Raw genomic sequence first — 26,630 nt, forward strand, 5'->3', positions numbered from 1 at the left:
AGCCCTTCAGTCATCCCCTGCCGGCGCGACCGCCAGTCCCTGCGGCGCCTCGTCCGGCTTCGGCTTGCGCTCCCGCACCAGATAGGAATACAGCACCGGCACCACGACCAGGGTCAGGAGGGTCGAGGTGATCACGCCGCCGATGATGGCGCGGCCCATCGGGGCCTGCACCTCGCCGCCGTCGTTCAGCGCGATCGCCATCGGCAGCATGCCGAACACCATCGCCGCGGTGGTCATCATGATCGGCCGCATCCGGATCAGGCCGGCCTGCAGCAGGGCCTCGGCCACCGTCGCGCCGGCCTGGCGCGCATGGTTGGCGAAGTCGACCAGCAGGATCGCGTTCTTGGTCACCAGGCCCATCAGCATCACCAGGCCGATCATCGAGAACACGTTCAGGGTCGAGTTCCACAGCAGCAGCGCCAGCATCACGCCGATCAGCGACAGCGGCAGCGAGGCCATGATCGCGATCGGCTGCAGGAAGCTGCCGAACTGGCTGGCCAGCACGATGTAGATGAAGATCACCGCCAGGCCCATCGCCCCGACCATGCCCTTGAAGGCGTCCTCCTGGTCCTTGGTCTGGCCGCCGACGTCGAAGCTCATGCCGGGCGGCAGCTGGGTTTCCTTGACCAGCTTCTGCACCTCCGCGCCGACGTCGCCGGCCGCGCGGCCCTGCACGCCGGCGAAGATGGCCTCGCGGCGCTGCAGGTTCTGGCGCCGGATCACCTCGGGATTGAACACCGGCTCGATCGTCGCCACCTGGTCCAGTGCGATCGGCGAGCCGTTGGCGGCATAGGCCACCGGCAGCTTGCTCATCTGCTCGATGCGCTCGCGCAAGCTGCCCGGCAGGCGCAGGTTCACCTCCACCTGGGTGCCGTCCGGCGTGGTCCAGTAGGTCGCGGTCTCGCCGTTCACATAGGCGCGCAGCGAGGCGGCCACCTGCGGCGGGTTCAAGCCCAGCTCGCGGATCGCCGAATCCTTCAGCCGCACCGCATAGGCCGGCAGGCCCGGCTTGGCCGAGATCTCGACGTCCACCGCGCCCGGGATCTTCTTCACCTTCTCGGCGAACTCCTGCGCGGTGCGGGTCAGCACCTCGGCATCCGAGCCCAGGATGGCGACATAGATCGGCCGGTTGAAACCCACCGAGACGTCGATGCCGGGGATCTTGGCGATCGCGGCGCGCGCGGCGTTCTCGACCTCCTTCTGGCTGCGCTTGCGTTCCTTGCGGTCGGTCAGCGCGATGTTCAGCGCCGCCTGGTTGCGGCCGGTGGACAGGCCCTCGCCGCTGCTGCCCACCACGGTGGAGATGGTCTTGACCTCGGGGAAGCCGAGCAGGATCTCCTCGACCTGGGCCACCTTGGCATGGCTGCGCTCCAGGCTGGAGCCGACCGGCATGCGCAGATTGATCTGGGTGAAGCCCTGGTCGGTCTCGGGCACGAACTCGCTGCCCACCAGCGGCGTCAGCAGGATCGCAACCACGAAGCTCGCCACGCCGCCCGCCATCACGATGCCGCGCGGCGTGATGGTCGCCGAGCGCAGCCGGCGCTTCTGCGCCTTGTCGCGCCTGCCGTCGGCGCCGAAGGGGCGGCCGAAGGCCGGCAGCACCCAGAGCCGGTAGCGGCGGCCCGAGAAGGCCCAGCGCAGAGTCTTCTCGTAGACCGCGTGCAGCACGTCCATCATCCGGTCGGTGCCGCGGATCAGGTGGCCGATCACCGGCAGGGTCTTCATCCGGGTGCTGGGCGGGTCCTTCCAGATCGAGGACAGCATCGGGTCCAGGGTGAAGCTGACGAACAGCGACACCAGCACCGCCACCGCCACCGTGATGCCGAAGGGATAGAAGAACTTGCCGATGATGCCGCCCATGAAGGCCACCGGCACGAACACCGCGCAGATCGCGAAGGTGGTGGCCATCACCGCCAGGCCGATCTCGTTGGTGCCATCGGCCGCCGCCTGGTGATGGTCCTTGCCCATGCCGACATGGCGCACGATGTTCTCGCGCACCACGATCGCGTCATCGATCAAGAGGCCGATGCACAGGCTGAGCGCCATCATCGTCATGAAGTTCAGCGTGAAGCCGAAGGCATGCACCGCGATGAAGCTGGAGATCACGGCGATCGGCAGGGTCAGGCCGGTGATGATGGTCGAGCGCCAGCTGTGCAGGAACAGGAACACGATCGCCACCGTCAGCAGCGCGCCTTCGATCAGGGTGTGCTGCAGGCCCTTCAGCGAGCCCTTGACGAAGTCGCTGCTGGCATAAATCAGGGTCAGCTCCATGTCCTTGGGCAGGGTCCGGCGCAGCTCCTCGGCGGCCTCCTTGACCGCATCGCCGGTCTTGACGATGTTGGCGTCCTGCTGCTTGAAGATGTTGAAGCTCACCGCCGGCTGGCCGTTGATGCGCGCCAGGCTGTCCGGCTCGCGCTCGCGTTCGACCAGGCTGCCCAGGTCGCCCAGGGTCAGCGACAGGCTGCCGCGCTTGGCCACCACCACATTGGCGAACTGCTTGGGATCGCGCACCCGGCCCTCGACGCGCAGGGTCGCGTCCTGATAGCGGTCGGACAGCAGGCCCACCGGCTGGTCGGCATTCGCCGCGGCCAGGGCCTGGGCGATCTCGGCGGTCGTGATGCCGTAGGCGCGCAGGCGCAGCGGGTCCAGGTCGATGCGCACCTCGCGCACCGTCAGGCCGCCGATGTCCACCGTCGCGACGCCCTCGACGCGCTGCAGCCGCTTGGCCACGGTCAGCTCGCCGAGCATCGACAGTTCGCGCGCCGGCCGGGTCTTGCTCATCAGCGCCATCACGACGATGGGCTGGCTGTTGTCGCCCTGGAAGCGCGACACATTGGCCGGCTTCACATCCTTCGGGAAGCGGGCCTGCGCCAGCGAGATGCGGTCGCGCAGGTCCTGCATCGCGCGGCCCATGTCGGTGTCCAGGGTGAACTCGACGCTGGTCTGGGCGCGGCCCTCGAAGCTGCGCGACTGGATGCGCTTGACGCCGGCGATCGAGTTGATCGTTTCCTCCAGCGGCTTGGCCACCTCGCGCTCCACCGCCTCGGGGCTGGCGCCGGGGTAGCGCACATCGATCCAGGCGCCGGGCATCGAGATGTCGGGCATCTGCTCGACACCCAGCTTGGCATAGGAGAACAGGCCCAGCACGCACAGGGCCACCATCACCATGGTGGCGAACACCGGGTGCTGGATCGAGACGCGGGTCATCCACATGATGGCACCTCCCGCTTACTGGCGCTGGCCGGCCGGGCCGCTGGCGGCGCTGGCCACCTGGGGCGCGGCGGGCTTGGTACGCCCGGCCACCACGCTGGCCTTGCTGCCCTCGCGCAGATTGTCGAAGCGCGCGGCCAGCACCTGGCTGTCGGCATTAAGGCCCTGCAGCACCTCGATCTTGCCCTCGCGCGCGTCGCGCCGGCCGGTGGTGACGATGCGACGCACCAGCGCGCCGTTGTCGATGATCCAGACCTGCTCCTGGCCCGCGTTGCTGCTGACCGCCGTCTGCGGCACGGTCAGGCGCTGCGTCTCGTCCGGCAGCTCGACCCGCGCCACCGCATATTGCCCGGCGCGGAACTGCTCCTGCGGATTGGCCAGCTCCAGGGTCACGCCGATCGAGCGCGTGCCCAGCTCGGCCGCCGGCGCGATGCGCGCGATATGCGCCTGCACCGGCTGCTCGACGCCCTCGATGCGCACCTGCACCGGCATGCCGGGCTTGAGCCGGCTGACCTCATGGGTACCGACCAGGCCGGCCAGCTCCAGCTTGGAGAGGTCGACGATGGTCAGGATCTGCTGCTCGGACGCCAGCTTCTCGCCCGGCAGCGCATGGCGCTTGGCCACCACGCCGTTGATCGGCGAGACCAGCGCCGCCTGGCGCAGCCCCACCTGGCTGGTGTCCAGCTGGGCCTTGGCCGCCAGCGCTTGAGCACGCGCCGCCTCCAGGCTGGCGCGCGAGGTTTCCAGCGCGGTCGGGGCGATGAAGTTCTGCGCCGCCAGGCCCTCGTTGGCCTTGTGCTGGCGCTCGGACTGGGCCAGCTGCGCGCGCGCCGATTCCAGGGTCGCGCCGCGCTCGGCGACGCGGTAGCGCAGCTCCTCCAGATCGGCCTGGCCCAGGCTCTGGCCGGCGCGCACCCGGCTGCCCTCGCCCACCGCCAGGCTCAGCAGGGTGCCGGCCGATTTGCTGCGCACGATCACGGTGCCGGGTGCGACCAGCGGGCCGGAGAACTCGATCAGGCCGGGCATGCTGGCCAGGCTCGGTTTCACCACCTCGTTGGGCACGAACTCCAGCGCGACCTGCGGCGCCTTGTCGCCCGCGGGTTTCTTGGGGCCATCGCCCTTGGAGGCCCAGACCGCCACACCGGCACCGCCGGCCAGCACCAAGGCGGCCATCCCGCCATAAAGCCACTGCTTGCGCATGGTCTCCCCCAGATTCGACTCACTCAGAAAGTGGCCGCAGTGTAGGGAGACAGAACTTTACCGGGATACGCGCTGCGACGAAATGCAGAAAGCTAGGCCTGATCTGCACCGGGCCCGGATGGCTCCCGCCGCTCCAGGCGCAGGCTGCGCCAGCAGCAGGCCGCGCCGCCCAGCGCCACCGCGCTGGCGACCCAGAACACGCTGGCATAGCCGAGCTGCTGCGCCAGCCAACCGCCGCCCAGGCCGCCCAGCACGCCGGACAGGCCGTAGCCCAGCACCGAATAGAGGGCCTGGCCGCGGCCGCGCAGCGGGCCGGGGAAGTAGCGCATGATCAGCGCGATGCAGGCGGTGTGCTGCACCGCGAAGGTGATCGCGTGCAGGCATTGGGCCAGCATCAGCAGGGCCAGGCTGGCGCCGCCGACGGCCGTCAGCGCGAAGCGCAGCGCGCCCAGCAGGGCCGAGGCCAGCAGCCAGCGATGCAGGGTGCCGCTCTCCAGCAGCCGGCCCTGGAAGGCGAACCACAGGATCTCCATCACCACCGAGATCGCCCACAGCAGGCCGACCGTCTGCTTGCCATAGCCCAGCGAATCCAGGTAGAGGCTGAAGAAGCCGTACAGCGCCGCATGGGACAGCACGGTCAGGAACACGCCGGCGAAGAACCAGCGCACCTCGGGCCGGCGCAGCACCGCACCGACCGGCGGGCCGGCCTCATGGGCCGCCACCGCGGCACGCGAGCGCGGCATGGACCAGGCCGCCAGAACCACGCAGGCCAGCAGCACCACGGTGGTGGCGGCAAAGGCGCGCAGGCCCAGCCATTGGTACCACCAGCCGGCCAGCACCACGCTGGCCAGGAAGCCGACCGAGCCCCAGACCCGCACCCGGCCGTAGCGCCGCGCATCCATGCGGCCCTCGGCATCGGTCAGCTGGGCCGCGACCACCGTCTCGGTCAGCGGCACGATCGCGGCGTTGAAGCTGAACATCAGGAACACCGCCGCGCCCAGCAGCAGCGGATCGGCCGGCAGCAGGAAACCGAAGCCGGCGATGCAGCTGGCCAGCGCGGCCCAGCGGATGATGCTGACGCGCCGGCCGCTGCGGTCGGCCAGCGCGCCCCAGGCATAGGGCGCGAACAGCCGGGTCCAGCTTTGCAGCGAGACCAGCACGCCGATCATGAAGACCGGCAGGCCCAGCTCCTTGTACCAGAGCGGGGCGTAGGGATTGAAGCCGCCGATCGCCGCGAAATAGGCGCAGGACAGAACGGCGCTGGCCCGCAGGGTGCGCCCGCTGTCGGGCGCGGCGGCGGTCATCCGCGCTGGGCGGGGATGGCGGGCACCGGCAGCGACACGTCGCCGCATTGCGCGCGGTGGCGCAGCGCATGGTCCATCAGCACCAGGGCCAGCAGGCTCTCGGCGATCGGCGTCGCGCGGATGCCGACGCAGGGATCATGGCGGCCGAAGGTCTCGACCTGGGTCGGCTGGCCGGCGCGGTCGATCGAAGCCTTGGCCGTGCGGATCGAGCTGGTCGGCTTGATCGCGATCGAGACCGTCAGGTTCTGGCCGGTCGAGATGCCGCCCAGCACGCCGCCGTCGTGATTGCTGGCGAAGCCCTCGGGCGTCAGCTCGTCGCCGTGATAGCTGCCGCGCTGCGCGACGACGCCGAAACCGTCGCCGATCTCGACGCCCTTGACCGCATTGATGCCCATCATCGCGTGGGCGATGTCGGCATCCAGCCGGTCATACAGCGGCTCGCCCAGACCGACCGGCACGCCGGTCGCCTCGACATAGATGCGCGCGCCGACCGAATCGCCGGCCTTGCGCAAGGCGTCCATATAGGCCTCCAGCTCGGCCAGCTTGGTGCTGCTGGCGGCGAAGAAGGGATTGCCGGCGGTCAGGCTCCAGTCCTCGACCGGGATCTCGATCTCGCCCAGCTGGGTCATGCAGCCGCGGAACTCGGTGCCGAACCTTTCCTTCAGCCATTTGCGCGCCACCGCGCCGGCCGCAACCGTCGGCGCGGTCAGGCGCGCCGAGCTGCGCCCGCCGCCGCGCGGATCGCGGATGCCGTACTTGCGCCAGTAGGTGTAGTCGGCATGGCCCGGGCGGAAGGTGTCGAGGATGTTGCCGTAGTCCTTGCTGCGCTGGTCGGTGTTCCTGATCAGCAGGCAGATCGGCGTGCCGGTGGTCTTGCCCTCGTAGACGCCGGAGAGGATCTCCACCGCATCGGCCTCGTTGCGCTGGGTCACATGGCGGCTGGTGCCGGGGCGGCGGCGGTCCAGTTCGGGCTGGATGTCGGCCTCGGACAGCACCATCCCCGGCGGGCAGCCGTCGATCACGCAGCCGATGGCGGGGCCATGGCTCTCGCCGAAGTTGGTGACGCGGAACAACTCGCCGATGGTGCTGCCTGACATGGGGATCCGTGGGGTTGATTAGCCGGGCGATTCTACGAGCAGGCGCGCAAGACAAAGGCGGCCCGCGGGCCGCCTTGCCGGGGAGCCGGTCGGACTCAGAGCTTGGATTCCGGCTCCGGGTTCTCTTCCAGCGGCCAGTCGCGGATATAGGCCTTCAGCATGCGGTTCTCGAAGTCCTGGCTGTCGACCACCGCCTTGGCCACGTCGTAGAAGGAGATCACGCCCATCAGGGTGCGGCCGTTCAGCACCGGCATGTAGCGCGCATGGCGGCCCAGCATCATGCGGCGCACCTCGTCGATCTCGGTCTCGGGCGTGCAGGTCAACGGATGGTCGTCCATCACCTTGCGCACCAGCGAGCCGCCGACCGAGCCGCCGTTGGCGACCACCGCCGAGATCACCTCGCGGAAGGTCAGCATGCCGACCAGGTCGCCATGCTCCATCACGACCAGGGAGCCGATATCGCGCTCGGCCATGGTGGCGATCGCCTGAGCCAACTGCTCGTCGGGCGTGACGGTGAACAGGGTGCCGCCCTTGACGCGCAGGATGTCGACGACTTTCATGATGGGAACCTCCAGAGAAACTGGTATTCAACATAGCACACAATGCCCGCATCAAATACATCGGAGACACCATGGCGGGCTACAACGACCCCGGCTTTGACACCTTGGCGCTACATGCCGGCGCCGCGCCCGACCCGGCCACCGGCGCGCGCGCTACACCGATCCATCTCTCGACCTCCTTCGTGTTCGAGAACTCCGAGCATGCGGCCTCGCTGTTCAATATGGAACGCGCCGGCCATGTCTACTCGCGCATCTCGAACCCGACCACCGCGGTGTTCGAGGAACGCATGGCCGCGCTGGAGGGCGGGGTCGGCGCGATCGCCACCGCCAGCGGCCAGGCCGCGCTGCATCTAGCCATCGCCACCCTGGCCGGCGCCGGCTCACACATCGTCGCCTCGGCCGCGCTCTACGGCGGCTCGCACAATCTGTTGCACTACACCCTGGCGCGCTTCGGCATCGAGACCAGCTTCGTCAAGCCCGGCGACATCGATGCCTGGCGCGCCGCGATCCGGCCCAACACCAAGCTGCTGTTCGGCGAGACCCTGGGCAACCCCGGCCTGGACGTGCTGGACATCCCGACGATCTCGGCCATCGCCCATGAGGCCGGCCTGCCGCTACTGGTCGACGCCACGCTGACCACGCCTTATCTGCTGCGCCCCGTCGAGCTGGGCGCGGACCTGGTCTACCACTCGGCCACCAAGTTCCTGTCCGGCCATGGCACCGTGGTCGGCGGCGTGCTGGTCGATGGCGGCACGTTCGACTGGCAGGCCGCCCATGACCGGCATGGCCGCTTCCCGGAGCTGTGCGAGCCCTACGCCGGTTTCCACAACATGGTGTTCGCCGAGGAGAGCACGGTCGGCGCCTTTCTCTTGCGCGCGCGCCGCGAGGGCCTGCGCGACTTCGGCGCCTGCATGAGCCCGCATACCGCCTGGCTGATCCTGCAGGGCATCGAGACCCTGTCGCTGCGCATGCAGCGCCATGTGGCCAATGCGCAAAAGGTGGCCGAGTTCCTGGCCGGCCATGAACTGGTCGCCAAGGTCGGCTATCCGGGCCTGGCCAGCCATCCGGACCATGGGCTGGCGCAGCAGCTGCTGCCGCGCGGCTGCGGTTCGGTGTTCAGCTTCGATCTGAAGGGCTCGCGCGAGCAGGGCAAGCGCTTCATCGAGGCGCTGCAGATCTTCTCGCACCTGGCCAATGTCGGCGACTGCCGCTCGCTGGTGATCCACCCGGCCACGACCACGCATTTCCGCATGGACGATGCCGCACTGGCCCAGGCCGGCATCACGCCCGGCACGATCCGACTGTCGATCGGGCTGGAGGATGCCGACGACCTGATCGCCGACCTGAAGCGCGCGCTGAAGGCCGCGGCCAAGTAAGAACGAGGGAGCCTCATGAAACTGATCGTCAACGGCACCGAGGCCTATGCCTACACCGGCGGCAAGCCCTTCGACCCCGCCCTGCCCTGCGTCGTGTTCCTGCATGGCGCGCTCAACGACCACAGCGTCTGGACCCTGCTGGCGCGCTGGTTCGCCCACCATGGCCATGGCGTGCTGGCGCCGGACCTGCCCGGCCATGGCCGCAGCGCCGGCGCGCCGCTGGCCAGCATCCCGGCGCTGGGCGCCTGGGTCGGCCAGCTGCTGGAGGCCGCCGGCGTGCGCCAGCCGGCCGCGCTGGTCGGCCACAGCATGGGTTCGCTGATCGCGCTGGAGGCCGCGGCCCAGGCGCCCGAGCGCAGCCGTGCGCTGGCCCTGGTCGGCACCGCCTATCCGATGAAGGTCTCGGAGGCCCTGCTGAGCACCGCGCGCGAGCAGCCCGAGCGCGCGATCGCGATGGTCAACAGCTTCTCCTTTTCCGGCCTGGCGGCCAAGCCGGCCTACCCCGGTCCCGGCGCCTGGCTGCAGGGTGGCGAGATCGCGTTGAAGCGCCGCATCCAGGGCCGGCAATCGGCGCTGAATCTGTTCGAGCATGACTTCAGGCTCTGCGATGGCTACACGGGCGGGCTGGAGGCGGCGGCTAAGGTGCGCTGCCCGACCCGGCTGATCCTGGGCGAGCGCGACCAGATGACCGCGCCCAAGCAGACCGCCGCGCTGGTCGAGGCGCTGGCCGCGGTCAAGCCGCAGCTGCTGCGCCTGAACGCCGGCCATTCGCTGATGGCCGAGGCGCCGGACGCGATGCTGCGCGCGCTGCGCGAACTGCTGGGCGCCTGAAGCTACCAGCGGCAGCCCTTGTCGCTGGCCGCGCCCAGCACCAGCGGCAGCGCGGCGACCAGGCCCTTGTCGGCATGGGCCTCGCGGCAGTCCTTGCGGGCGGCGTTCTCGATGCCTTCCTGCAGCTTGTTCTTGCGCTCCGGCGGATGCGGTATCAGCTGCAGCACGCCGCGCGAGCTGCGGCCCGAGACCTCGCCGCTGCGCGGCAGGTTCAGGTTCAGCTTGGGCGGCGGCGCGCTGGCCGGGGTCGAGGGCGGCGTCGCCACGTCCTGGCCGACGCGCGAGCCGGCGTCCGGCGCGCCGAGCAAGGACGGGGCCGGCACCGCGGGCAGCAGCGAGGGCGCGGGTTCGGCGGCCAGCGGCTGCAGGGCCTGCTGGTCGCGGCCGTGCTCCAGCGTCGCGCGCGAGGTCGATGAGGGCGTGGCGAACTGGGTCGGCCGCGGCGCCGGCAGGCTGGGCGCCTCCGGCAGGGCCTGCGGCCTCTCGTCCGGCACGCCGGCCAGCGGCGCGAGCGGCGCCGAGGTCTCGGCCGGCGCGACGCGGCTGGGCGAGGCGCTCGGCGCCGGCAGGGTCGAGGTGACCTGGGGCGGCAGCTCGGGCAAGGCCCGGCTCAAGGCCTCGGCCGGGGCCAGGGTCGGCGGCATGACGGCGCGGCTCGGCGCCAGCGGTTCCGGCATGGCCGCCGGCAGGCGCGGCGCGCGCGGTGCGGCCGGCAGGGCCTCGAGCGGCGCGGCAGCCGGCGCCGCCAGCCGCGGCAAGGCTTCGGCCGCGCGCTCGAGCGCGCGGCTCGGCGCCGGCAGCTCGGCCGTCACCTGCGGCGGCAGGCTGGGCGGCTGGGGCAAGGCCTCGACGGCCGGTGCGGCGCTGACGGCCGGCCGCGCCAGCTCCGGCAGCGGCCGCGGCGCATCGAGGCGGCTCGGCGCCGGCAGCTGCTGGGCGATGGGTGCGGCGGCCGCGGGCTCCTCCAGCAGGCGGCCGGTGTCCTGCTGATTCCATTGGCCCAGGCGGGCGGCGCCGGGCGTCTTCGGCAGCGCCTCGGCCTCCTCCCCCTCGCGCCGCACCGCGCCGCCGAAGCGTTCGCTCTTGGCTTCACCGACCGCGCCGACATTGCGCTGCGGGGCGACCGGTGCTTCGGCCGCCGGCGCGGGCCGCGGCGGGCCGGGGGTCTTGTCGGCGGCCTCGTCGCCGCGCAGGCGCACGCTGAGGCTGCCCCAGACGCCCTCGCCCGGCCGGGCGCTGCCGCCCGGCGTGTTGCCCAGCAGCAGGACCAGCCACACATGCAGCAGCAGCGCCAGCAGCAGGCATTGCTTCAGCCGGCGTTCGGGCAGGAGATCCAGGGAGGGGCCGGGCGTCGCGGCCGGTAGCGGGAGGGCGAAGGACACGCGCGCAGTGTCGCCCAGGCGCTTGCCGCGCTGCAACAAGCACCGGGCCGGGCTTTCACCAATGGCCCGGCCGCGACGCCGGGCATTGAATGATTCACGCCCGCCCACGGAGACAAACGCCATGGATCCCAGCAGCAAGCCGGCCGTTGACGACGAAACGGCGGTCAAGCGTTTCCGCAGCTTCGCCGAGTTCTACCCCTTCTATCTGGGCGAACATCGCAACCGGACCTGCCGGCGCCTGCATTTCCTCGGCTCCAGCCTGGCCCTGCTGTGTCTGGCCTGGGGGCTGGCCAGCGGTCGGCCGGTCTTTTTGCTCTACGGCCTGCTGTGCGGCTACGGCTGCGCCTGGATCGGCCACTTCATGTTCGAGAAGAACCGACCGGCCTCCTTCAAGCGCCCGCTCTACAGCTTCATCGGCGACTGGGTGATGTACAAGGACATCTGGACCGGCCGCATCCCCTTCTGATCACGCGGCCAGCAGCGGGCGCAGCTGCGTCAGCATGTCCTGGCTCATCGCGGCCAGGTCGTAGTCCAGCTTCCAGCCCCAGTCGGCGCGTGCGGCGCTGTCGTCGATGCGCTGCGGCCAGCTGGCGGCGATCGCCTGGCGGAAGTCGGGCGCGTAGTCGATCTGGAAGCCGGGGATGTGCTTCTTGATCTCTGCAGCGATTTCGGCGGGCGTGAAGCTGACGCCGGCCAGGTTGTAGCTGCCGCGCTGCCGAACAGCTTCAGCCGGCGCTTCCATCAGCTCGATGGTCGCGCGCAGCGCGTCGGGCATGTACATCATCGGCAAGGCCTGACCCTCTTCGAGGAAGCAGCTGTAGCGCCCGGCCTTCAACGCGCCGTGGAAGATGTCGATCGCGTAGTCGGTGGTGCCGCCGCCGGGCGGGGTCTTGTAGCTGATCAGGCCCGGGTAGCGCAGGCTGCGCACATCGACGCCATGCTTGGCGTGGTACCAGGCGCACCAGCGCTCGCCGGCCAGTTTGGAGATGCCGTAGATCGTGGTCGGATCCATCACCGTGGTCTGCGGCGTGTCGAGTGCCGGGGTGTTGGGACCGAAGGCGGCGATCGAGCTGGGCCAGAAGATCTTGTCCAGCTTCTGGGTGCGGGCCAGCTCCAGCACGTTCAGGAGGCCCTTCATGTTCAGATCCCAGGCCCACATCGGATGCTGCTCGCCGGTGGCCGACAGCGCGGCGGCCAGGTGGTAGATCTGGGTGATGCCATGGCGCTTGACGATGGCGGCCAGCGCGGCGGCATCGGTCACGTCCAGCATCTCGTGGCGCAGCGCCGGCACGCGGCCCTCGGGCGCCAGGTCGCTGGTGATGACGTTGGCATTGCCGTGGCGCGCCGCCAGCTCGACCGCCAGTTCGCTGCCGATCTGGCCGTTGGCGCCGATGATCAGGATCTTGGTGCTCATGTCTCGTCCCGCTGCTTACTTATGCTTTGATCAGACCCAGTTCGCGGCCGGCCTGGGCGAAGGCGGCGACGGCCTGCTCCAGATGCGCGCGCTCATGCACCGCCGAGAGCTGCACGCGGATGCGCGCCTGGCCCTTGGGCACGACCGGGAAGAAGAAGCCCACCGCATAGACGCCCAGCTCCAGGATGCGGGCACTGAGCTTCTGCGCGATCACCGCGTCATAGACCATGATGGGCACGATCGGGTGCGTGCCGGGCTTGATCTCGAAGCCGGCGGCCTGGATGGCTTCGCGGAAATAGGCGGTGTTGGCCTCCAGCTTGTCGCGCAGCGCGGTCGAGCCCTCCAGGATGTCCAGCACCGCGATCGAGGCGCCGACGATGCTGGGCGCGACGGTGTTGGAGAACAGATAGGGGCGCGAGCGCTGGCGCAGCAACTCGATCACCTCCTTGCGGCCGGTGGTGAAACCGCCGGAGGCGCCGCCCAGGGCCTTGCCCAGGGTGCCGGTGATGATGTCGACCTTGCCAAACACGCCGCGATGCTCATGCGTGCCGCGGCCGGTGGCGCCGAGGAAGCCGCTGGCATGGCATTCGTCGATGCCCAGCAGCGCACCATAGCGGTCGGTGATCTCGCGGATCTTGTCGAGCTGGGCGATGGTGCCGTCCATCGAGAACACGCCGTCGGTGAACACCAGGGTGTGGCGCGCGCCGGCCGCCTTGGCTTCCTGCAGCTTGGCCTCCAGGTCGGCCAGGTCGTTGTGCTTGTAGCGGAAACGCTTGGCCTTGCACAGGCGGATGCCGTCGATGATCGAGGCATGGTTCAGCTCGTCGCTGATGATCGCGTCCTGCTCGCCCAAGAGCGGCTCGAACAGGCCGCCGTTGGCGTCGAAGGCGGCGGCGTAGAGGATCGTGTCCTCGGTGCCGAGGAACCTGGCGATGCGCGCCTCCAGGGTCTTGTGCAGATCCTGCGTGCCGCAGATGAAGCGCACCGAGGAGAGGCCGTAGCCATGCGTGCGCAGCGCCTCATGCGCCGCTTCGATCACCTGCGGGTGCGAGGACAGGCCCAGGTAGTTGTTGGCGCAGAGATTGATCACCTCGCGGCCGTCGGCCGTCCTGACCACCGCGCCCTGGTGGCTGGTGATGACGCGTTCATTCTTGTAGAGCCCGGCCTCGCGGATACCGGCCAGTTCAGTCTGCAGATGGGCATAAAAATCGTCGCGGGTGCTCATGCTCGGCGCTCCTGGTGCACAATTCACTAAACAGAACGTAGTTCGATATATCGAACTTTTGTGCAGTATCTGAGAATTGCTTTTCACGGTCAAGCCGGAAGACACAGCTTTTTTACACGCCCCATGTCCGCCAATCTTTCCGACTCCACGCTGGAACCGCCCAAGGTCGGCGCCACCCTGCAGAACCTGCGCCAGGCCCAGGGCCTGTCGCTGGACGAGCTGTCGCGCCGCGCCGGCGTCAGCAAGTCGATGCTGTCGCAGATCGAGCGCAACCAGGCCAACCCGACGGTGGCCGTGGTCTGGCGCCTGGCCAATGCGCTGCGGGTGGAGATGTCGGAGCTGCTGAGCGGCGAGCGGCCGGCGGCGCCGGCGATCGAGACCGTGGCCTCGCATGCCACGCCCAGCCTGGCCAGCCCGGACGGGCTGTGCACCCTGCGCATCCTGGGCCCGATCGACCTGGCCGGGCAGTTCGAGTGGTACGAGCTGCTGGTGCAGCCCGGTGGCGCGCTGGAATCGGCCGCCCATGAGCCGGGCTCGCGCGAGCATCTGTCGGTGCTCAGCGGCAGCCTGGAGGTGACGGCCGGCGCGGTCAGCCAGACCCTGAAGGGCGGCGAGACCGCGCGCTACGCGGTGGACGGCCCGCACGCGATCCGCAACCGCGGCGGCGAGCCGGCGACGGCGCTACTGGTCGTCCTGCATCCCTAACAGCTCGGCCACCGAGCAACGTTCCCAGTCGCCATGGCGCCACAGCGGCGTCAGCGCGCCGCTGCGCTCGGCCAGCAGGGCCCGCAGCAGCGGCTCGGCGGGCGTCACATCGGGCGCCACCAGCAGCACCAGGCGCTGCGAACCGGCCTCCTCCAGCCGACCCAGCCAGTCCATCGCCAGCAGCGCGTCGAGCGAGGGCTCCAGCTGCAGCGGGTCGATGCGCAGGCGCAGGGCCAGGTCTTGCGCCGACAGGCCAGGCCGGCCGTTCTTCTGGCCGCACCAGAGCTCGCGGATCACCTCCAGCGCCAGCTCCAGCGGCAGGCCCGGTGCCTCGGGCCGGTGCAGCATCTTGCCGCCCAGCGCCGGAATGTTGGCCGCCAGCAGCGCGCCCAGCAGCATAATGACCCAGCCCAGGTACATCCAGATCAGGAAGATCGGTACGGTGGCGAAGGCGCCGTACAGGGTCGAGTAAGTCGGCACCTGCTTGACGTACCAGGCCAGCAGGCTCTTGGCCAGGTCGAAGGCGATCCCGACGAACAGGCCGCCGGCCAGCGCATGGCGCCAGCGCACATGGGTGTTGGGCACGTAATGGAACAGGCCCGCCACCGCGGCGCTCAGCACTACCAGCTCGACCCCGTTCAGCAGCACCGCCAGCCCGCCCGGCAGGCCGCTGACCAGGCCCTTGCCGGCCGAGACCGCATAGCCGGTCAGGGTCAGGCTGCCGCCCAGCAGCAGCGGCCCCAGGGTCAGCGCGGCCCAGTAGACCAGCACCCGCTGCACCATCGGCCGCGGGCGCTTGACGCGCCAGATCGTGTTCAGGGTGCGGTCGATCGTGAACATCAGGGTCAGCGCGGTCACCCCCAGCACCGCCAGGCCCACCAGGCCGAGCCGGTTCGCCTTGGCCGCGAACTGGGTCAGCGAGGCCAGCACCGGCCGCGCGATGTTTGGCGGGATCAGGCTCTGCAGAAAATACTTCTCCAGCGCCTGCTGGAAGCTGGAAAAGATCGGGAAGGCGGTGAACAGCGCCAGCATCACCGTCAGCAGCGGCACCAGCGAGATCAGGGTGGTGAAGGTCAGGCTGCCGGCGGTCTGGCCCAGGCGGGCCTCGGCGAAACGCAGGCGCAGGGTCTGCAGGGTGGCCAGCCAGGGCCAGTGCAGCAGGCGCTGCAGCAGCGTCTGCGGGCCGTCGGCATCGGAGGGACTCGAAACAATCATGCTGGCTATGATGCCAGCCATGTCCACCCCCTCCTCCGAAAACCCGGCATCGCCCCCGCTGCGCACCCGCGCCAGCGCGCCGGAAATGCTGTCGCGCAACCTGGCCCTGGTCGGCCTGATCGCCCTGTTCCTGCTGTGCCTGGCCTGGGAGCTGTGGCTCGCGCCGACCGGGCGCGGCACCTTGGGCGTCAAGGCGCTGCCGCTGCTGATCCCGATCGTCGGCCTGTGGCGCTACCGGCTCTACACCTTCCGCTGGCTCAGCCTGATGATCTGGCTCTATGTGGCCGAGGGCGCGGTGCGCGCCACCAGTGACCGCGGCCCTTCGGTGCCGCTGGCCTGGGCCGAGCTGGCGCTGTCCGGCCTGATCTTCACCGCCTGCGCGCTGCATGTGCGCCAGCGCCTCGCGGCCGCCAAGCAAGCATGAGCAGCAGCAACAACGATTTCCTGCAGGCGCTGCGGCAGCTGCTGGGCCCGGCCCAGGTGCGGGTCGGCGCCGACGCCGCCGCCTTCGAGCGCGACTGGCGCAAGCGCTACACCGGCCGCGCGCTGGCGGTGGCCCGCCCCGGCAGCACGGCCGAGGTGGCCGCGCTGCTGCGGCTGTGCGCCGCGCATCAGGTCGCCGTGGTGCCGCAGGGCGGCAACACCGGACTGGTCGGCGGCTCGACACCGGACGACAGCGGCACGCAGTTGCTGCTGAGCCTGGCACGCCTGAACCGCGTGCGCGAGATCGACGCGGCGAACCTGACGATGACGGTGGAGGCCGGCTGCGTGCTGCAGGCGGTGCAGGAGGCCGCCGCGGCGCAGGGTCTGCTGTTCCCGCTGAGCCTGGCGGCCGAGGGCAGTTGCACGATCGGCGGCAATCTGGCGACCAATGCCGGCGGCACCCAGGTGCTGTGCTACGGCAATACCCGCGAGCTGTGCCTGGGGCTGGAAGTGGTCACCGCGGCCGGCGAGGTCTGGAACGGCCTGTCGGGCCTGCGCAAGAACAACACCGGCTACGACCTGCGCAACCTCTTCGTCGGCAGCGAGGGCACCCTGGGCGTGATCACCGCCGCGACCCTGAAGCTCTACCCGCAGCCGCTGGCGCGCATGACCGCGCTGGCCGCCTGCGACAGCCTGGAGGCCGCGGTGGGCCTGCTGTCGCTGGCGCAGGCCCGCGCCGGCTCCGGGCTGACCGGCTTCGAGGTGATGAACGCCTTCTCGCTGTCCCTGGTGCGGCGCCATTTCCCGCAGCTGGTCCAGCCGCTGCCGCCCTCGCCCTGGACCGTGCTGCTGGAGCTGTCCGACAGCGAAAGCGAGGCCCATGCCCGCGCGCTGTTCGAGGGCCTGCTGGAGGCCGCGCTGGAACAGGGTCTGATCGCGGACGCGGCGGTGGCCGAGAGCCTGGAGCAGTCGCACGCGCTGTGGCATCTGCGCGAATCGATCCCGCTGGCGCAGAGCGAGGAAGGGCTCAATATCAAGCACGACATCGCCCTGCCCGTCTCGCGCATCCCGGCCTTCGTTACGCACACCGATGCCGCGCTGCAGGCCGCCTTCCCCGGCGTGCGCCTGGTCGACTTTGGCCATCTGGGCGACGGAAACCTGCACTACAACGTGCAGGCCCCCGAGGGGCAAGACCCGGCCCTGTTCCTGCGCGAGCGCGAGGCCGCGGTCAACGCCCTGGTGTTCGACGCGGTGCAGGCCCATGGCGGCTCGATCTCGGCCGAGCATGGCATCGGCCGCCTCAAGCGCGAGGAGCTGGCGCGGCGCGGCGACGCGACCGCGCTGGACCTGATGCGGGCCATAAAAAAGGCCCTGGATCCCCAGGGCCTGCTCAATCCGGGGCGGGTGCTCTAGCCCCGCGCCTTAATCCGCTCCCTGCGGCATCACCTTGCCGCCACCGCCGCGGCGGCGCTGGATCCAGCGCCAGCCGCCGCGCAGCAGGCGGAACACGAAGCGCAGCAGGGTCAGGAAGGCGATCATCTCCAGCATGCACAGCAGCACCGACACCCCGGTGTTCCAGCGGGCCTCGCGGCGCTTGAACTTCTCGATCAGGTGGTCGCGCATAATCTCGATGCTGTCGTAGAAGCTCGGCACCATCAAGAGGGTCAGGAAGGTCGAGGTGATCGTGCCGCCGATGATGGCCACGGCCATCGGGCGGTAGAACTCGCCGCCCTCACCCACGCCGATGGCCACCGGCAGCATGCCGGCGATCAGCGCGAAGGTGGTCATCAGGATCGGGCGAAAGCGCATGCGGCCCGCGTGCATCAGCGCCTCCTCGCGCGGCACGCCCCTGGCCTCCTCCTGGCGCGCCGCGTCCAGCAGCAGGATCGCGTTCTTCGCCACCAGACCGGCCAGCATGATGATGCCGATGAAGCTCATCAGGTTCAGCGTGCCCTTGGTCAGCAAGAGCGCGATCACCACGCCGATCAGCGACAGCGGTTGCGACAGCATCACGCCCAGTGGCGCGGTGAAGCTGCCGAACTGCATCACCAGGATCAGGTACATCAGGCCGATGCCGGAGATCAGCGCCACCAGCATCGCGCCGAACACCTCCTCCTGGTCCTTCGAGGCGCCGGCCAGCTTGATGCCATAGCCCTCGGGGAAGTTGATCGCCTTGGCCAGCTTCATCGCGTCGGCCGTCACCTCGCCCGAGGAGCGGCCCTGCGCATTGGCCGAGACCGCGATCATGCGCTTGCCGTCGGCATGCTGGATCTTGGCCGGGCCCTTGCCCATCGTGACGTCGGCGATCTGCTCCAGCGGCACCATCATGTTGCTGCCAGCCACCGTGATCGGCAGCCGCTCGATATTGCTCGCGTCGACGCGGTCCTCCGGCGCCAGGCGCACCGCCACGTCGCGGGTCTCGCCGCTGGGGTCGACCCAGTCGCCCACCTCGACGCCGGCGAAGGCGACGCGCAGCGCGGTGGCGGTGTCGCCGACCGAGATGCCCATCGCGTTGGCCAGGCCGCGGTTCAGTTCGATCTGCAATTCGTTCTGAGGGTCCTGCTCGGACAGGCCGACATCGACCGCGCCCGGCACCTGGCGCAGCTTGGCCATGTAGTCGTTGGTGATCTCCAGCAGCTTGCGCGAATCGCTGCCGTAGAAGCGGATCTGCACCGGCTTCTGCGCGCCGTTGTTCAGATCATCCAGCACCACGTACTCGGCGCCCACCAGGGTGCTGATGCGCTCGCGCAGGTCCTGCGCGATCTCGGCGGCGCTGCGACGGCGCTCGGTGCTCTTGCCCAGGTCGACATAGATGCGGCCACCGCTGACATTGACATAGCTGTTGGTCGCCTTGGTTTCGGGCAGCTGGCGTGCCAGCTTGGCCGCAGACTCCATCTTCAGCTTCGCGTATTCCAGGCTGGAGCTGGCGGGCGTGCGCACCTCGACGGCGATCGTGCCCGAGTCGGACGCCGGCAGGAAGCTGGTGCCACCGAACTTGGCCTGCAGCGCGATCGCCAGCACGAAGCTCGCCACCGCGAAGAAGGCCATCCAGCGCCGGTGATGCAGGGCCCAGGCGATCACCTGACCATAGCGGTCGGCCTGGCGGTCGAACCAGTCGTTGAAACGCTGCAGCAGCAGGGAGATGCCCTTCTTCGGCGCCTCATGATGCCCCGGCGGGTCGCCCCAGAAGGCCGACAACATCGGATCCAGGGTGAAGGAGATGAACAGGCTGACCAGCACCGAGGCCACGACGGTCAGGCCGAAGGGGCGGAACCATTCGCCCGAGATGCCCGGCATGAAGGCCACCGGCACGAACACCGCGACGATCGAGAAGGTGGTGGCGGCCACCGCCAGTCCGATCTCGGCCGTGCCGTTCAGCGCCGCGGTGACGCGGTCGGCGCCGCGCTCCATATGGCGCACGATGTTCTCGCGCACCACGATCGCATCGTCGATCAGCACCCCGATCGCCAGCGACAGGCCCAGCAGGCTCATGAAATTCAGCGTGAAGCCGCACAGCCAGACCGCGATGAAGGCCGCGATCACCGAGGTCGGCAGCGACAGCGCGGTGATCAGGGTCGAGCGCCAGCTGTTCAGGAACACATAGACGACCAGGATGGTCAGGCCGGCGCCGAACACCAGCGCATGGATCACGTTGTACAGGCTGTTCTCGGCATCCTTGCCGCCGTCCTGCGTGACCTCCAGCTTGGTTCCCTTGGGCAGGGTCTTGCCGATCTCCTCGACCAGCTTGCGGATCTCGTTGGCGACCGAGACCGTCGAGGCGTCGCGCGAGCGGGTCACCGACAGGCCGACATTGGGATGACCATTGCGCACGCTGACGCTGGTGCGCTCGGCGAAGGCGTCGCGGATGCTGGCCACCTGGCCCAGGCGCACCAGCTGCTCGCCCTGGCGCTTGACGACGATCTGCTCGAACTCGGCCGGCGACTCGATGCGGCCCAGCAGGCGGATGCTCTGGTCTTCCAGGGTGCCGCGCACCTTGCCGACCGGCGCGGTGGTGTTCTGCGCGCGCAGCGCGTTCACCACCTCGGTCACCGAGACATTGAACTCGCGCAGCTTCTGCGCATGCAGCAGCACCGAGAGCTCCCGCGTCAGCGAGCCGTTGACCGTGACGGTGGAGACGCCGGCCAGCGCGCGGAAGCGGTCGGCCAGCTGGTCCTCGGCCAGGCGCGAGATCTCGGCATGGGTCTGCGTATCGGACGAGAGCGCCAGCTGCATGATCGGCTCGGCCGCCGGATCCAGGCGCTGCAGCACCGGCTCGCGCATCTCGATCGGCAGCTTGTGCCGCACCGCGCTGATCGCGTTGCGGACCTCGTCGGCCGCCTCGATCATGTTCTTGTTGAAGTTGAAGATCAGCAGCAGCTGGGCATTGCCCTCGCTGGCGGTGGCACGCACCTCATCGACGCCGGAGATGCTCTGCAGCGACTTCTCGATGCGGTTGATGATCTCGCGCTCGGTGGTCTCCGGCGAGGCGCCGGGATAGTTGATGTTGACCACCATGATCGGCTGCTGCACGTCCGGGATCTGGTTGACGCGCAGCTTCTTGAGCGCCAGCAGCCCCAGGGCCATCAGCGCGATGATGATGACGATCGTCGCGATCGGTTTCTTGACGCTGAAATTGGATAAGAACATCGCTCAACCTCCGTTGCGGGCGGCGGAGGCGGCGGCCGGCGCGCTGGCGGCGGCGCGGGCCAGCTGCACCGGGCGGCCATCGGACAGGGCCGCGTTCAGGTGGCGCAGCACCTGGTCGCCCTGCTTCAGGCCGGTGTTGACCTGGTAGAGGCCCTGGCGCTCGTCGCGCTCGCCCAGCTTGATCGCGACCTTCGCCAGCTTGCCGTCCTTGACCGCCCAGGCGAAGGCTTGGTCGCCCTCGCGCTGGATCGCCGCGTCGGACAGCATCAGCGCGCTGACGCTCTGGCTCTGCACCCGGCCCTCGGCATAGAGGCCGGCCACGCCCGGCTGCTGCTCGCCGGCGAAGCCGACCAGCACCTCGACCTGGCGGGTCGTCGGGTTGGCGGCCGGCGCGATGCGGCGCACCTGGCCCTGGAAATCGGCCTGGGCATAGCCGTTGACCTTGAAGAACACGGTCTGGCCGAGCTTCAGCTCGGACATGCGGTCGGCCGATACCAGGCCCTCGAAGCGCATGCTGGCCGGGTCGATCACCTTGACCAGCTCCTTGCCGATCTGGGCCGAGTCGCCGGCCGAGACCTTGCGGTCGGAGACGATGCCGTCGAAGGGCGCGCGCGCCTCGGTGCGCTGCAGTTGCTGGCGCGCGGTGGCGGCGCGGGCCTTGGCCGCGACCAGCTCGCTCTGGGTGTTGTTGCGGCGGATCTCGGCATCCTCCATCGCCTGCAGCGAGCTCATGCCCTGGGCCTGCAGGGTCTTCATGCGCTGGTACTGGCGCTCGGCCTGCTCGAAGCTCTGGGTCGCGGCGCGGGTGGCCTCCTCGGCCGAGGACAGGCTCTCGCGGATCGCGCTGTCGTCCAGGCGCACCAGCAGGTCGCCGCGCTTGACGCGCTCGCCGTTCTCCTTGAGCACCTGCAGCACCACCGCCTGCACCTCGGCGCGCAGATCGGCGCGCTTCTCGGGCTGGATCGAGCCGGTGATCACCGGCCCGCTGGCGTACTGCGACAACCCCAGGGTCAGCACATCCTCCGGCGACACCTGCAGCGGCTTGAGCGCCACGGCCTTGGCCGCTTGGGCCTCGCCGGCCCCTTTTTCCGAGGGTTTGCCACAGGCGATCAGGGCACTGGCTACAGCGAGAACGAGCAAGCGATGGCGCATCGAGACTCCGCAGGATGTTGTTGGTCGAATCCGGGCATCTTGCCATGCGCACATGAAGAGCGGCACCCGCTTGCGACGAACGAAAGCCTCCGCCTGCTGAGCAGCAGAAACCGGGGATGAGCGGCGGGCCTTGCGACGCGGACCGCAGCTGCCGGGCCGCGGTAGAGCGCCTCCCCAGGAGAGTCCGGATGGCCAAGGTCGGGTTTGTGAAGCACGATGCGCCCCCGAGTCGCCCCAGGGCGTTGACACCCCAGACCACCGTTCCCGCAGGCAGCTCCCCTCCATGCTCAGTTCTCTTGTTTCCCGGAGCCTGCTGCAGGCCGCCTATCTGGCGGCGCTGCTCGTCATCCTGCTGGTGCTGAAGACCCATCCCGATCCGTTCTGGCGCGTCCTGTACCTGCTGCTCCTGCCGCCGCTGCTGCTGCTGGCGCGCTTTGCGCCATCGGCGCGCAACCGGGCCGGATGCGCGGGCGCCGCCGCCCTGCTGCTGCTGGGCGGCGGCCTGATCAGCCCGATGCCGGTGGATGCGATCGAGTCGGGCTTTCTGCTGCTGCCGCTGCTGTACCTGATGCTCTATCCCGGGCGCTGGCCGGCGCCGGTGCTGGCCCTGCTGCTGGTGCTGAGCTACTGGATCCACTCGCCGGCGGGCGACCATGCGGAGCTGCTGGAGGATGCGCTGGAGCTGCTGGTCATCACCGGCTTCGCCACCGTGATGAGCCATTACTACCTGCGCACCCGGCAGCAGATGGAGGACTACCGCAAGGACAGCCTGACCGACTACCTGACGCGCCTGCCGAATCGCCAGGCCTATGCGACGGCCCTGCACCAGCTGGACGCGCTGCCGCCCGAGGCGCGCCAGCAGCACGCCCTGCTGCTGGTCGACCTGGACAACTTCAAGCGCATCAACGATCTGTACGGTCACCAGCATGGCGACCTGCTGCTGCGCCAGTTTGCGCAGCGCCTGGAGGTCCTGCCGGCGGGCCGGGCCTACCGCATCGGCGGCGACGAGTTCGCCGTCCTGCTGCCCAGCGGCGGTGCGGCCAGCGCGACCGAGCTGGCGCGCTTCGTCCAGACCGCCTCGCGCGCGCCCTACCAGTTGCTGAACCGGCAGCTGGAGTCCAGCGTCAGCATCGGCGTGGCGCAATGCGACGCGCATTGCCAGCACAGCAGCCTCCTGGCGCGCAACGCCGATCTGGCGCTGTACCAGGCCAAGGCGCTCGGCAAGAACGAGACCGTGCATTACCACCCCGCCCTGCTCGGCGCCCGCGAGCTGCAGGACCGGCTGGAGCGCGATCTGCTGCCGGCGCTGGCCGCGGGCCAGTTCTTCCTGCTCTACCAGCCGCAGGTGGACCTGCGGACCCTGCGCATCACCGGGGCCGAGGCCCTGGTGCGCTGGCGGCATCCGGAGCTCGGCCTGATCTCGCCCGGCCGGTTCATCGCGCTGGCCGAGAGCACGCGCCAGATCATCCCGCTCGGCGCCTGGGTGCTGGAGCAGGCCTGCCGCCAGGCCCGCAGCTGGGCACAGGCCGGCGTGACGCTCAAGCTCTCGGTCAATATCTCGCCGGTGCAGCTGGAGCAGGAGCAGATGCTCGACGGCATCCGCAAGGCGCTGCGCGATGCGGCGCTGGCGCCGCAGCAGCTGCAGGTCGAGATCACCGAGACCAGCATGGTGGCCGACCTCGACAATGTGCAGCCCGCGCTGCAGCGCCTGCGCAGCGAAGGCGTGCAGGTGGCGGTCGACGACTTCGGCGTGGCCTACTCGTCGCTGAGCCAGCTGACCCGGCTGCCGCTCGATGTGCTGAAGATCGACAAGAGCTTCGTCGATCACTGCCACGAGAACCAGCCGGCACGCATGCTGGTGCGCACCATCATCCAGCTGGCCCACAACCTGCAACTGGGCGTGGTGGCCGAGGGGGTGGAGCAGGAGGCGCAGCGCCAGGTGCTGCTGGAGGAAGGCTGCGGCTTCGCGCAGGGCTATCTGTTCCATCGCCCGCTCGAGGCCGCGGCGCTCGGCGAACTGCTGCGTCAACAGCAGGGGCTGCCCGAGGCTTGAGGCGCTTACTGCAGGGTGCTTTTCAGCGGCTCGGGGAGCGCGATGATCTTGATGCCCTCTTCCGCCAGCGCCAGCGCATCGTCGCGGCTGGCGCGACCGCGGATCGCGCGTTCCTCGGATTCGCCGTAATGGATGCGACGGGCCTCCTCGGCGAAGCGCTCACCGACATCCTCGGTCTTGGCCAGCATCTGGCGCACCGCCTGCAAGGCGGCCTGCTGCAGCTGGCGGCGTTCGTCGGGCTGCGGCGCTGCGGGGGTCCTGTCCTCGCGCAACTTCGCAACATTCAGGCGCGGCGCGCTGGGCAGACGCTGCACCTCGCTGCTGGCGCAGACCGGGCAGGCGACCAGGCCGCGGCCCTGCTGCGATTCGAAATCATCGGCGGAGCCGAACCAGCCTTCGAAGCGGTGGCCCTGGCTGCAGCCGAGATTGAGGACGAGCATGGTGGAACGATTGTGGCGCGTGGCGCCTCAGGCCGCGGCTCGCCAGTCCAATGACCATGCGCCGGACTGCCAGCGCGACAGCCAGAGCAGGCCGATCAGGGTCTTGGCGTCGGTCAGCGAACCGCTGGCGGCCAGCGCGTCCAGCTCGGCCGGCGTGTGGGTCACGACGTCGAGGAACTCGCCCTCGTCGAGCTGGCGCTCGCCGGCGCGCAGGCCGCGGGCGAAGAAGATCTCGATGCCCTCGTCCGAATAGGCGATCGCGTTGTGCAGCACGCCGGCATGGGCCCATTCGGCGGCGCGGTAGCCGGTCTCCTCCAGCAGCTCGCGCTGGGCGCAGACCAGCCGGTCCTCGCCCGGGTCCAGCTTGCCGGCCGGGAACTCCAGCATCACCCGCTCCATCGGGTAGCGGTACTGGCGCTCCATCAGCAGGCGGCCGTCGTCGAGGATGGGCACGATCATCACCGCGCCGGGATGCCGGATGTACTCGCGCGCCGCCTCGCGGCCCGAGGGCAGGCGCACGCGGTCGCGCCGCACCTGCAGGAAATGGCCCTCGTAGACCGGCTCGGAATCGATCCGAGTCTCGCGCAGATGCAGCTCGTCGTCAGCCATGGCGATGGCGCTTCAGGTAACACCAGACAAAGCCGGGGAAACCCAGCGTGATGAACAGGCACAACCCGGCCGCATAGAACTCCCAGCCCTGCGGCTGGCGCTGGCCCAGGCGGGCTTCCAGCAGGAAGCCCAGGCCCAGGGTCAGCAGGGCCAGCAGCAGCAGTTCCAGCAGCCGCCAGCCGAAGACTTTGGGCTTGAGTTTCGGACCGACCAGCAGCAGCCGGTCGCTGAAGTACGGTGCGTTGGCCGCGATCAGCGCGACCAGCAGCACCAGCCAGACCGCGGCGGACTGATCCATCCGCCGTTTACGGGGCCAGCAGCTTGACGATGGCCTGGGCGCACATCGCCATCAGGCCGCCCGGCAGCAGGCCGAAGCCCAGCACCGCGACGCCGTTCAGCGACAGCACCGCGCGCACATCGGCGGGCGCCTGGATCGGCGCGGTGTCGGTGGGCTCGTCGAAGAACATCACCTTGATGACGCGCAGGTAGTAGAACGCGCCGACCAGGGACAGCAGCACCGCCACCACGGCCAGGCCGATATAGAACGGCACATTGGTCGCGATCACCGCCTGCAGCACCGACAGCTTGGCGTAGAAGCCGGCCGTCGGCGGGATGCCGGCGAGCGAGAACATGAAGATCGTCATCACCAGCGCATACCAGGGGCTGCGCTTGGCCAGGCCGGCCAGGTCCTTGATCTCCTCGGCCTCATGACCCTGGCGCGACAGCAGCAGGATGATGCCGAAGCTGCCCAGCGTGGTCAGCACATAGGTGACCGCGTAGAACAGCGCCGAGCTGTAGGCGTTGGCGGTCAGGTCCTTGCTGTCGCCGACGACGCCGGAGGCCAGGCTCAGCAGCATGAAGCCCATCTGCGCGATGGTCGAGTAGGCCAGCATGCGCTTCAGGTTGGTCTGGGCGATCGCGGCCAGGTTGCCGACGATCAGCGAGATCACCGCCAGCACCAGCAGCATCTGCTGCCAGTCGAAGGCCAGGCCCAGCATGCCCTCCACCAGCAGGCGGATCGTGATCGCGAACGAGGCCAGCTTCGGCGCGGCGCCGATCAGCAGGGTCATCACGGTCGGCGCGCCCTGGTAGACGTCGGGCACCCACATGTGGAAGGGCGCGGCACCCAGCTTGAAGGCCAGGCCGGCGACGACGAACACGACGCCGAACACCAGCACCGCCTTGTTCGGTGCGCCGGTGGCGATCACCTCGAACACGCGCGGGATGTCCAGCGAACCGGTGGCGCCGTACATCATCGACAGGCCGTAGAGCAGGAAGCCCGAGGCCAGCGCGCCCAGCACGAAGTACTTCATCGCCGCCTCGGTCGAGACCGCATGGTCGCGACGCAGGGCCACCAGGGCGTACAGCGACAGGCTCATCAGTTCCAGGCCGAGGTAGATGACCAGGAAGTTGTTGGCCTGCAGCATCACCATGATGCCCAGCAGGGAGAACAGCGACAGCGTGAACAGCTCGCCCTTCAGGATCTCGCGCACGCCGGCATAGGGGCGCGCATAGACCAGGGTGACCAGGGTGGCCGCGCAGGCGAAGAAGCCCAGCAGATGGCCCATCGGGTCGGAGACGATCATGCCCTGCATGCCGATCTCGGAGCGACCTTCATAGAAGTAGCTGAGGTGCATCGCACCGACCACCACCAGGGTCAGCTGGGTCAGCCAGTAGGTGGGGCGGCGCTGCTCGTCGGTGACCCACAGGTCGACCATGGCCACCACGCAGGCCATCACCAGCAGGACGATTTCGGGAAAGGCCGTGAGCCAGTTCATAGAGTTCAT

At 69.4% G+C, this 26,630-nt stretch carries 22 protein-coding genes; 7 read left to right on the plus strand and 15 right to left on the minus strand.

Features of this window, described 5'->3' with window-relative positions:
* Positions 1 to 6 precede the first annotated feature (6 nt).
* The 5 genes from G8A07_RS15860 to G8A07_RS15880 all read right to left on the minus strand — a co-directional run bounded on the left by G8A07_RS15860 (position 7) and on the right by G8A07_RS15880 (position 7,371).
* Positions 7 to 3,213, minus strand: coding sequence for an efflux RND transporter permease subunit (locus G8A07_RS15860; protein ID WP_195793003.1), 3,207 nt, complete (start codon positions 3,211 to 3,213; stop codon positions 7 to 9).
* A 15-nt stretch (positions 3,214 to 3,228) separates the two neighbouring features.
* A complete protein-coding gene (locus G8A07_RS15865; RefSeq protein WP_195793004.1) occupies positions 3,229 to 4,410 on the minus strand; it encodes an efflux RND transporter periplasmic adaptor subunit in 1,182 nt (393 codons plus the stop codon).
* 92 nt (positions 4,411 to 4,502) lie between these two features.
* Positions 4,503 to 5,714: an MFS transporter gene (locus tag G8A07_RS15870; protein WP_195793005.1), complete on the minus strand. Its 1,212-nt coding sequence runs from the start codon at positions 5,712 to 5,714 to the stop codon at positions 4,503 to 4,505.
* Complete coding sequence (aroC, locus tag G8A07_RS15875) at positions 5,711 to 6,811, minus strand: chorismate synthase (RefSeq protein WP_195793006.1); 1,101 nt, start codon at positions 6,809 to 6,811, stop codon at positions 5,711 to 5,713. Before aroC ends, G8A07_RS15870 begins: the two co-directional genes overlap by 4 nt.
* 95 nt (positions 6,812 to 6,906) lie before the next feature.
* Positions 6,907 to 7,371 (minus strand): CBS domain-containing protein, encoded by a 465-nt coding sequence (locus G8A07_RS15880; protein ID WP_195793007.1) that lies wholly within the window; start codon positions 7,369 to 7,371, stop codon positions 6,907 to 6,909.
* Between the two features lie 71 nt (positions 7,372 to 7,442).
* Here G8A07_RS15880 and G8A07_RS15885 point away from each other — a divergent pair, with 71 nt between their 5' ends.
* Both G8A07_RS15885 and G8A07_RS15890 read left to right on the plus strand, forming a co-directional pair.
* Positions 7,443 to 8,747, plus strand: a complete 1,305-nt coding sequence (locus G8A07_RS15885; protein WP_195793008.1) for an O-acetylhomoserine aminocarboxypropyltransferase — start codon at positions 7,443 to 7,445, stop codon at positions 8,745 to 8,747.
* 15 nt (positions 8,748 to 8,762) lie between these two features.
* Positions 8,763 to 9,578, plus strand: a complete 816-nt coding sequence (locus G8A07_RS15890) for an alpha/beta fold hydrolase (RefSeq protein ID WP_195793009.1) — start codon at positions 8,763 to 8,765, stop codon at positions 9,576 to 9,578.
* 2 nt (positions 9,579 to 9,580) lie between these two features.
* Here the strand turns inward: G8A07_RS15890 and G8A07_RS15895 are convergent, their stop codons facing one another.
* Positions 9,581 to 10,960: a hypothetical protein gene (locus G8A07_RS15895; RefSeq protein ID WP_195793010.1), complete on the minus strand. Its 1,380-nt coding sequence runs from the start codon at positions 10,958 to 10,960 to the stop codon at positions 9,581 to 9,583.
* Between the two features lie 121 nt (positions 10,961 to 11,081).
* Here G8A07_RS15895 and G8A07_RS15900 point away from each other — a divergent pair, with 121 nt between their 5' ends.
* On the plus strand, positions 11,082 to 11,426 hold the full coding sequence (locus G8A07_RS15900; RefSeq protein ID WP_195793011.1) for an Mpo1-like protein: 345 nt from the start codon (positions 11,082 to 11,084) through the stop codon (positions 11,424 to 11,426).
* Here the strand turns inward: G8A07_RS15900 and G8A07_RS15905 are convergent, their stop codons facing one another.
* The gene (locus G8A07_RS15905; protein WP_195793012.1) at positions 11,427 to 12,374 is read right to left on the minus strand and encodes an NAD-dependent epimerase/dehydratase family protein; all 948 of its coding nucleotides are present in this window, start codon (positions 12,372 to 12,374) and stop codon (positions 11,427 to 11,429) included.
* 19 nt (positions 12,375 to 12,393) lie between these two features.
* Positions 12,394 to 13,599: a glycine C-acetyltransferase gene (gene kbl / locus G8A07_RS15910; RefSeq protein WP_195793013.1), complete on the minus strand. Its 1,206-nt coding sequence runs from the start codon at positions 13,597 to 13,599 to the stop codon at positions 12,394 to 12,396.
* A 123-nt stretch (positions 13,600 to 13,722) separates the two neighbouring features.
* On the opposite strand from kbl, the gene G8A07_RS15915 reads away from it, so the two are divergent.
* The gene (locus G8A07_RS15915; protein ID WP_195793014.1) at positions 13,723 to 14,304 is read left to right on the plus strand and encodes a helix-turn-helix domain-containing protein; all 582 of its coding nucleotides are present in this window, start codon (positions 13,723 to 13,725) and stop codon (positions 14,302 to 14,304) included.
* Here G8A07_RS15915 and G8A07_RS15920 read toward each other — a convergent pair.
* Positions 14,281 to 15,519 carry a YihY family inner membrane protein gene (locus G8A07_RS15920; protein ID WP_249937016.1) on the minus strand — a complete coding sequence of 413 codons (1,239 nt, stop codon included), beginning with the start codon at positions 15,517 to 15,519 and terminating at the stop codon, positions 14,281 to 14,283. The two genes, G8A07_RS15915 and G8A07_RS15920, sit on opposite strands and share 24 nt — an antisense overlap.
* A gap of 19 nt (positions 15,520 to 15,538) precedes the next feature.
* On the opposite strand from G8A07_RS15920, the gene G8A07_RS15925 reads away from it, so the two are divergent.
* Together G8A07_RS15925 and G8A07_RS15930 are read left to right on the plus strand one after the other, a co-directional pair.
* Entirely contained in the window at positions 15,539 to 15,943 is a 405-nt protein-coding gene (locus G8A07_RS15925) for a DUF2069 domain-containing protein (protein WP_195793016.1), read from the plus strand.
* On the plus strand, positions 15,940 to 17,355 hold the full coding sequence (locus tag G8A07_RS15930; RefSeq protein ID WP_195793017.1) for an FAD-binding oxidoreductase: 1,416 nt from the start codon (positions 15,940 to 15,942) through the stop codon (positions 17,353 to 17,355). The genes G8A07_RS15925 and G8A07_RS15930 overlap by 4 nt, the downstream gene beginning before the upstream one ends.
* A gap of 9 nt (positions 17,356 to 17,364) precedes the next feature.
* Here G8A07_RS15930 and G8A07_RS15935 read toward each other — a convergent pair whose 3' ends face one another.
* Positions 17,365 to 20,589, minus strand: coding sequence for an efflux RND transporter permease subunit (locus G8A07_RS15935; RefSeq protein WP_195793018.1), 3,225 nt, complete (start codon positions 20,587 to 20,589; stop codon positions 17,365 to 17,367).
* A gap of 3 nt (positions 20,590 to 20,592) precedes the next feature.
* Positions 20,593 to 21,741, minus strand: a complete 1,149-nt coding sequence (locus G8A07_RS15940; protein ID WP_195793019.1) for an efflux RND transporter periplasmic adaptor subunit — start codon at positions 21,739 to 21,741, stop codon at positions 20,593 to 20,595.
* A gap of 283 nt (positions 21,742 to 22,024) precedes the next feature.
* Between G8A07_RS15940 and G8A07_RS15945 the strand changes: the two genes are divergently transcribed.
* Entirely contained in the window at positions 22,025 to 23,794 is a 1,770-nt protein-coding gene (locus tag G8A07_RS15945) for a bifunctional diguanylate cyclase/phosphodiesterase (protein WP_195793020.1), read from the plus strand.
* Between the two features lie 5 nt (positions 23,795 to 23,799).
* Here G8A07_RS15945 and G8A07_RS15950 read toward each other — a convergent pair whose 3' ends face one another.
* The 4 genes from G8A07_RS15950 to nuoN are packed head-to-tail and all read right to left on the minus strand — an operon-like array spanning position 23,800 to position 26,630.
* Positions 23,800 to 24,234 carry a DUF1178 family protein gene (locus G8A07_RS15950; RefSeq protein WP_195793021.1) on the minus strand — a complete coding sequence of 145 codons (435 nt, stop codon included), beginning with the start codon at positions 24,232 to 24,234 and terminating at the stop codon, positions 23,800 to 23,802.
* A gap of 27 nt (positions 24,235 to 24,261) precedes the next feature.
* Positions 24,262 to 24,843, minus strand: a complete 582-nt coding sequence (locus G8A07_RS15955; RefSeq protein ID WP_195793022.1) for an NUDIX domain-containing protein — start codon at positions 24,841 to 24,843, stop codon at positions 24,262 to 24,264.
* Positions 24,836 to 25,141: a DUF2818 family protein gene (locus G8A07_RS15960; RefSeq protein WP_195793023.1), complete on the minus strand. Its 306-nt coding sequence runs from the start codon at positions 25,139 to 25,141 to the stop codon at positions 24,836 to 24,838. Before G8A07_RS15960 ends, G8A07_RS15955 begins: the two co-directional genes overlap by 8 nt.
* A gap of 7 nt (positions 25,142 to 25,148) precedes the next feature.
* On the minus strand, positions 25,149 to 26,630 hold the full coding sequence (gene nuoN / locus G8A07_RS15965) for an NADH-quinone oxidoreductase subunit NuoN (protein WP_195793024.1): 1,482 nt from the start codon (positions 26,628 to 26,630) through the stop codon (positions 25,149 to 25,151).

Origin of the sequence: Roseateles sp. DAIF2, from assembly GCF_015624425.1 — a bacterium.
GTDB lineage: Bacteria > Pseudomonadota > Gammaproteobacteria > Burkholderiales > Burkholderiaceae_C > Kinneretia.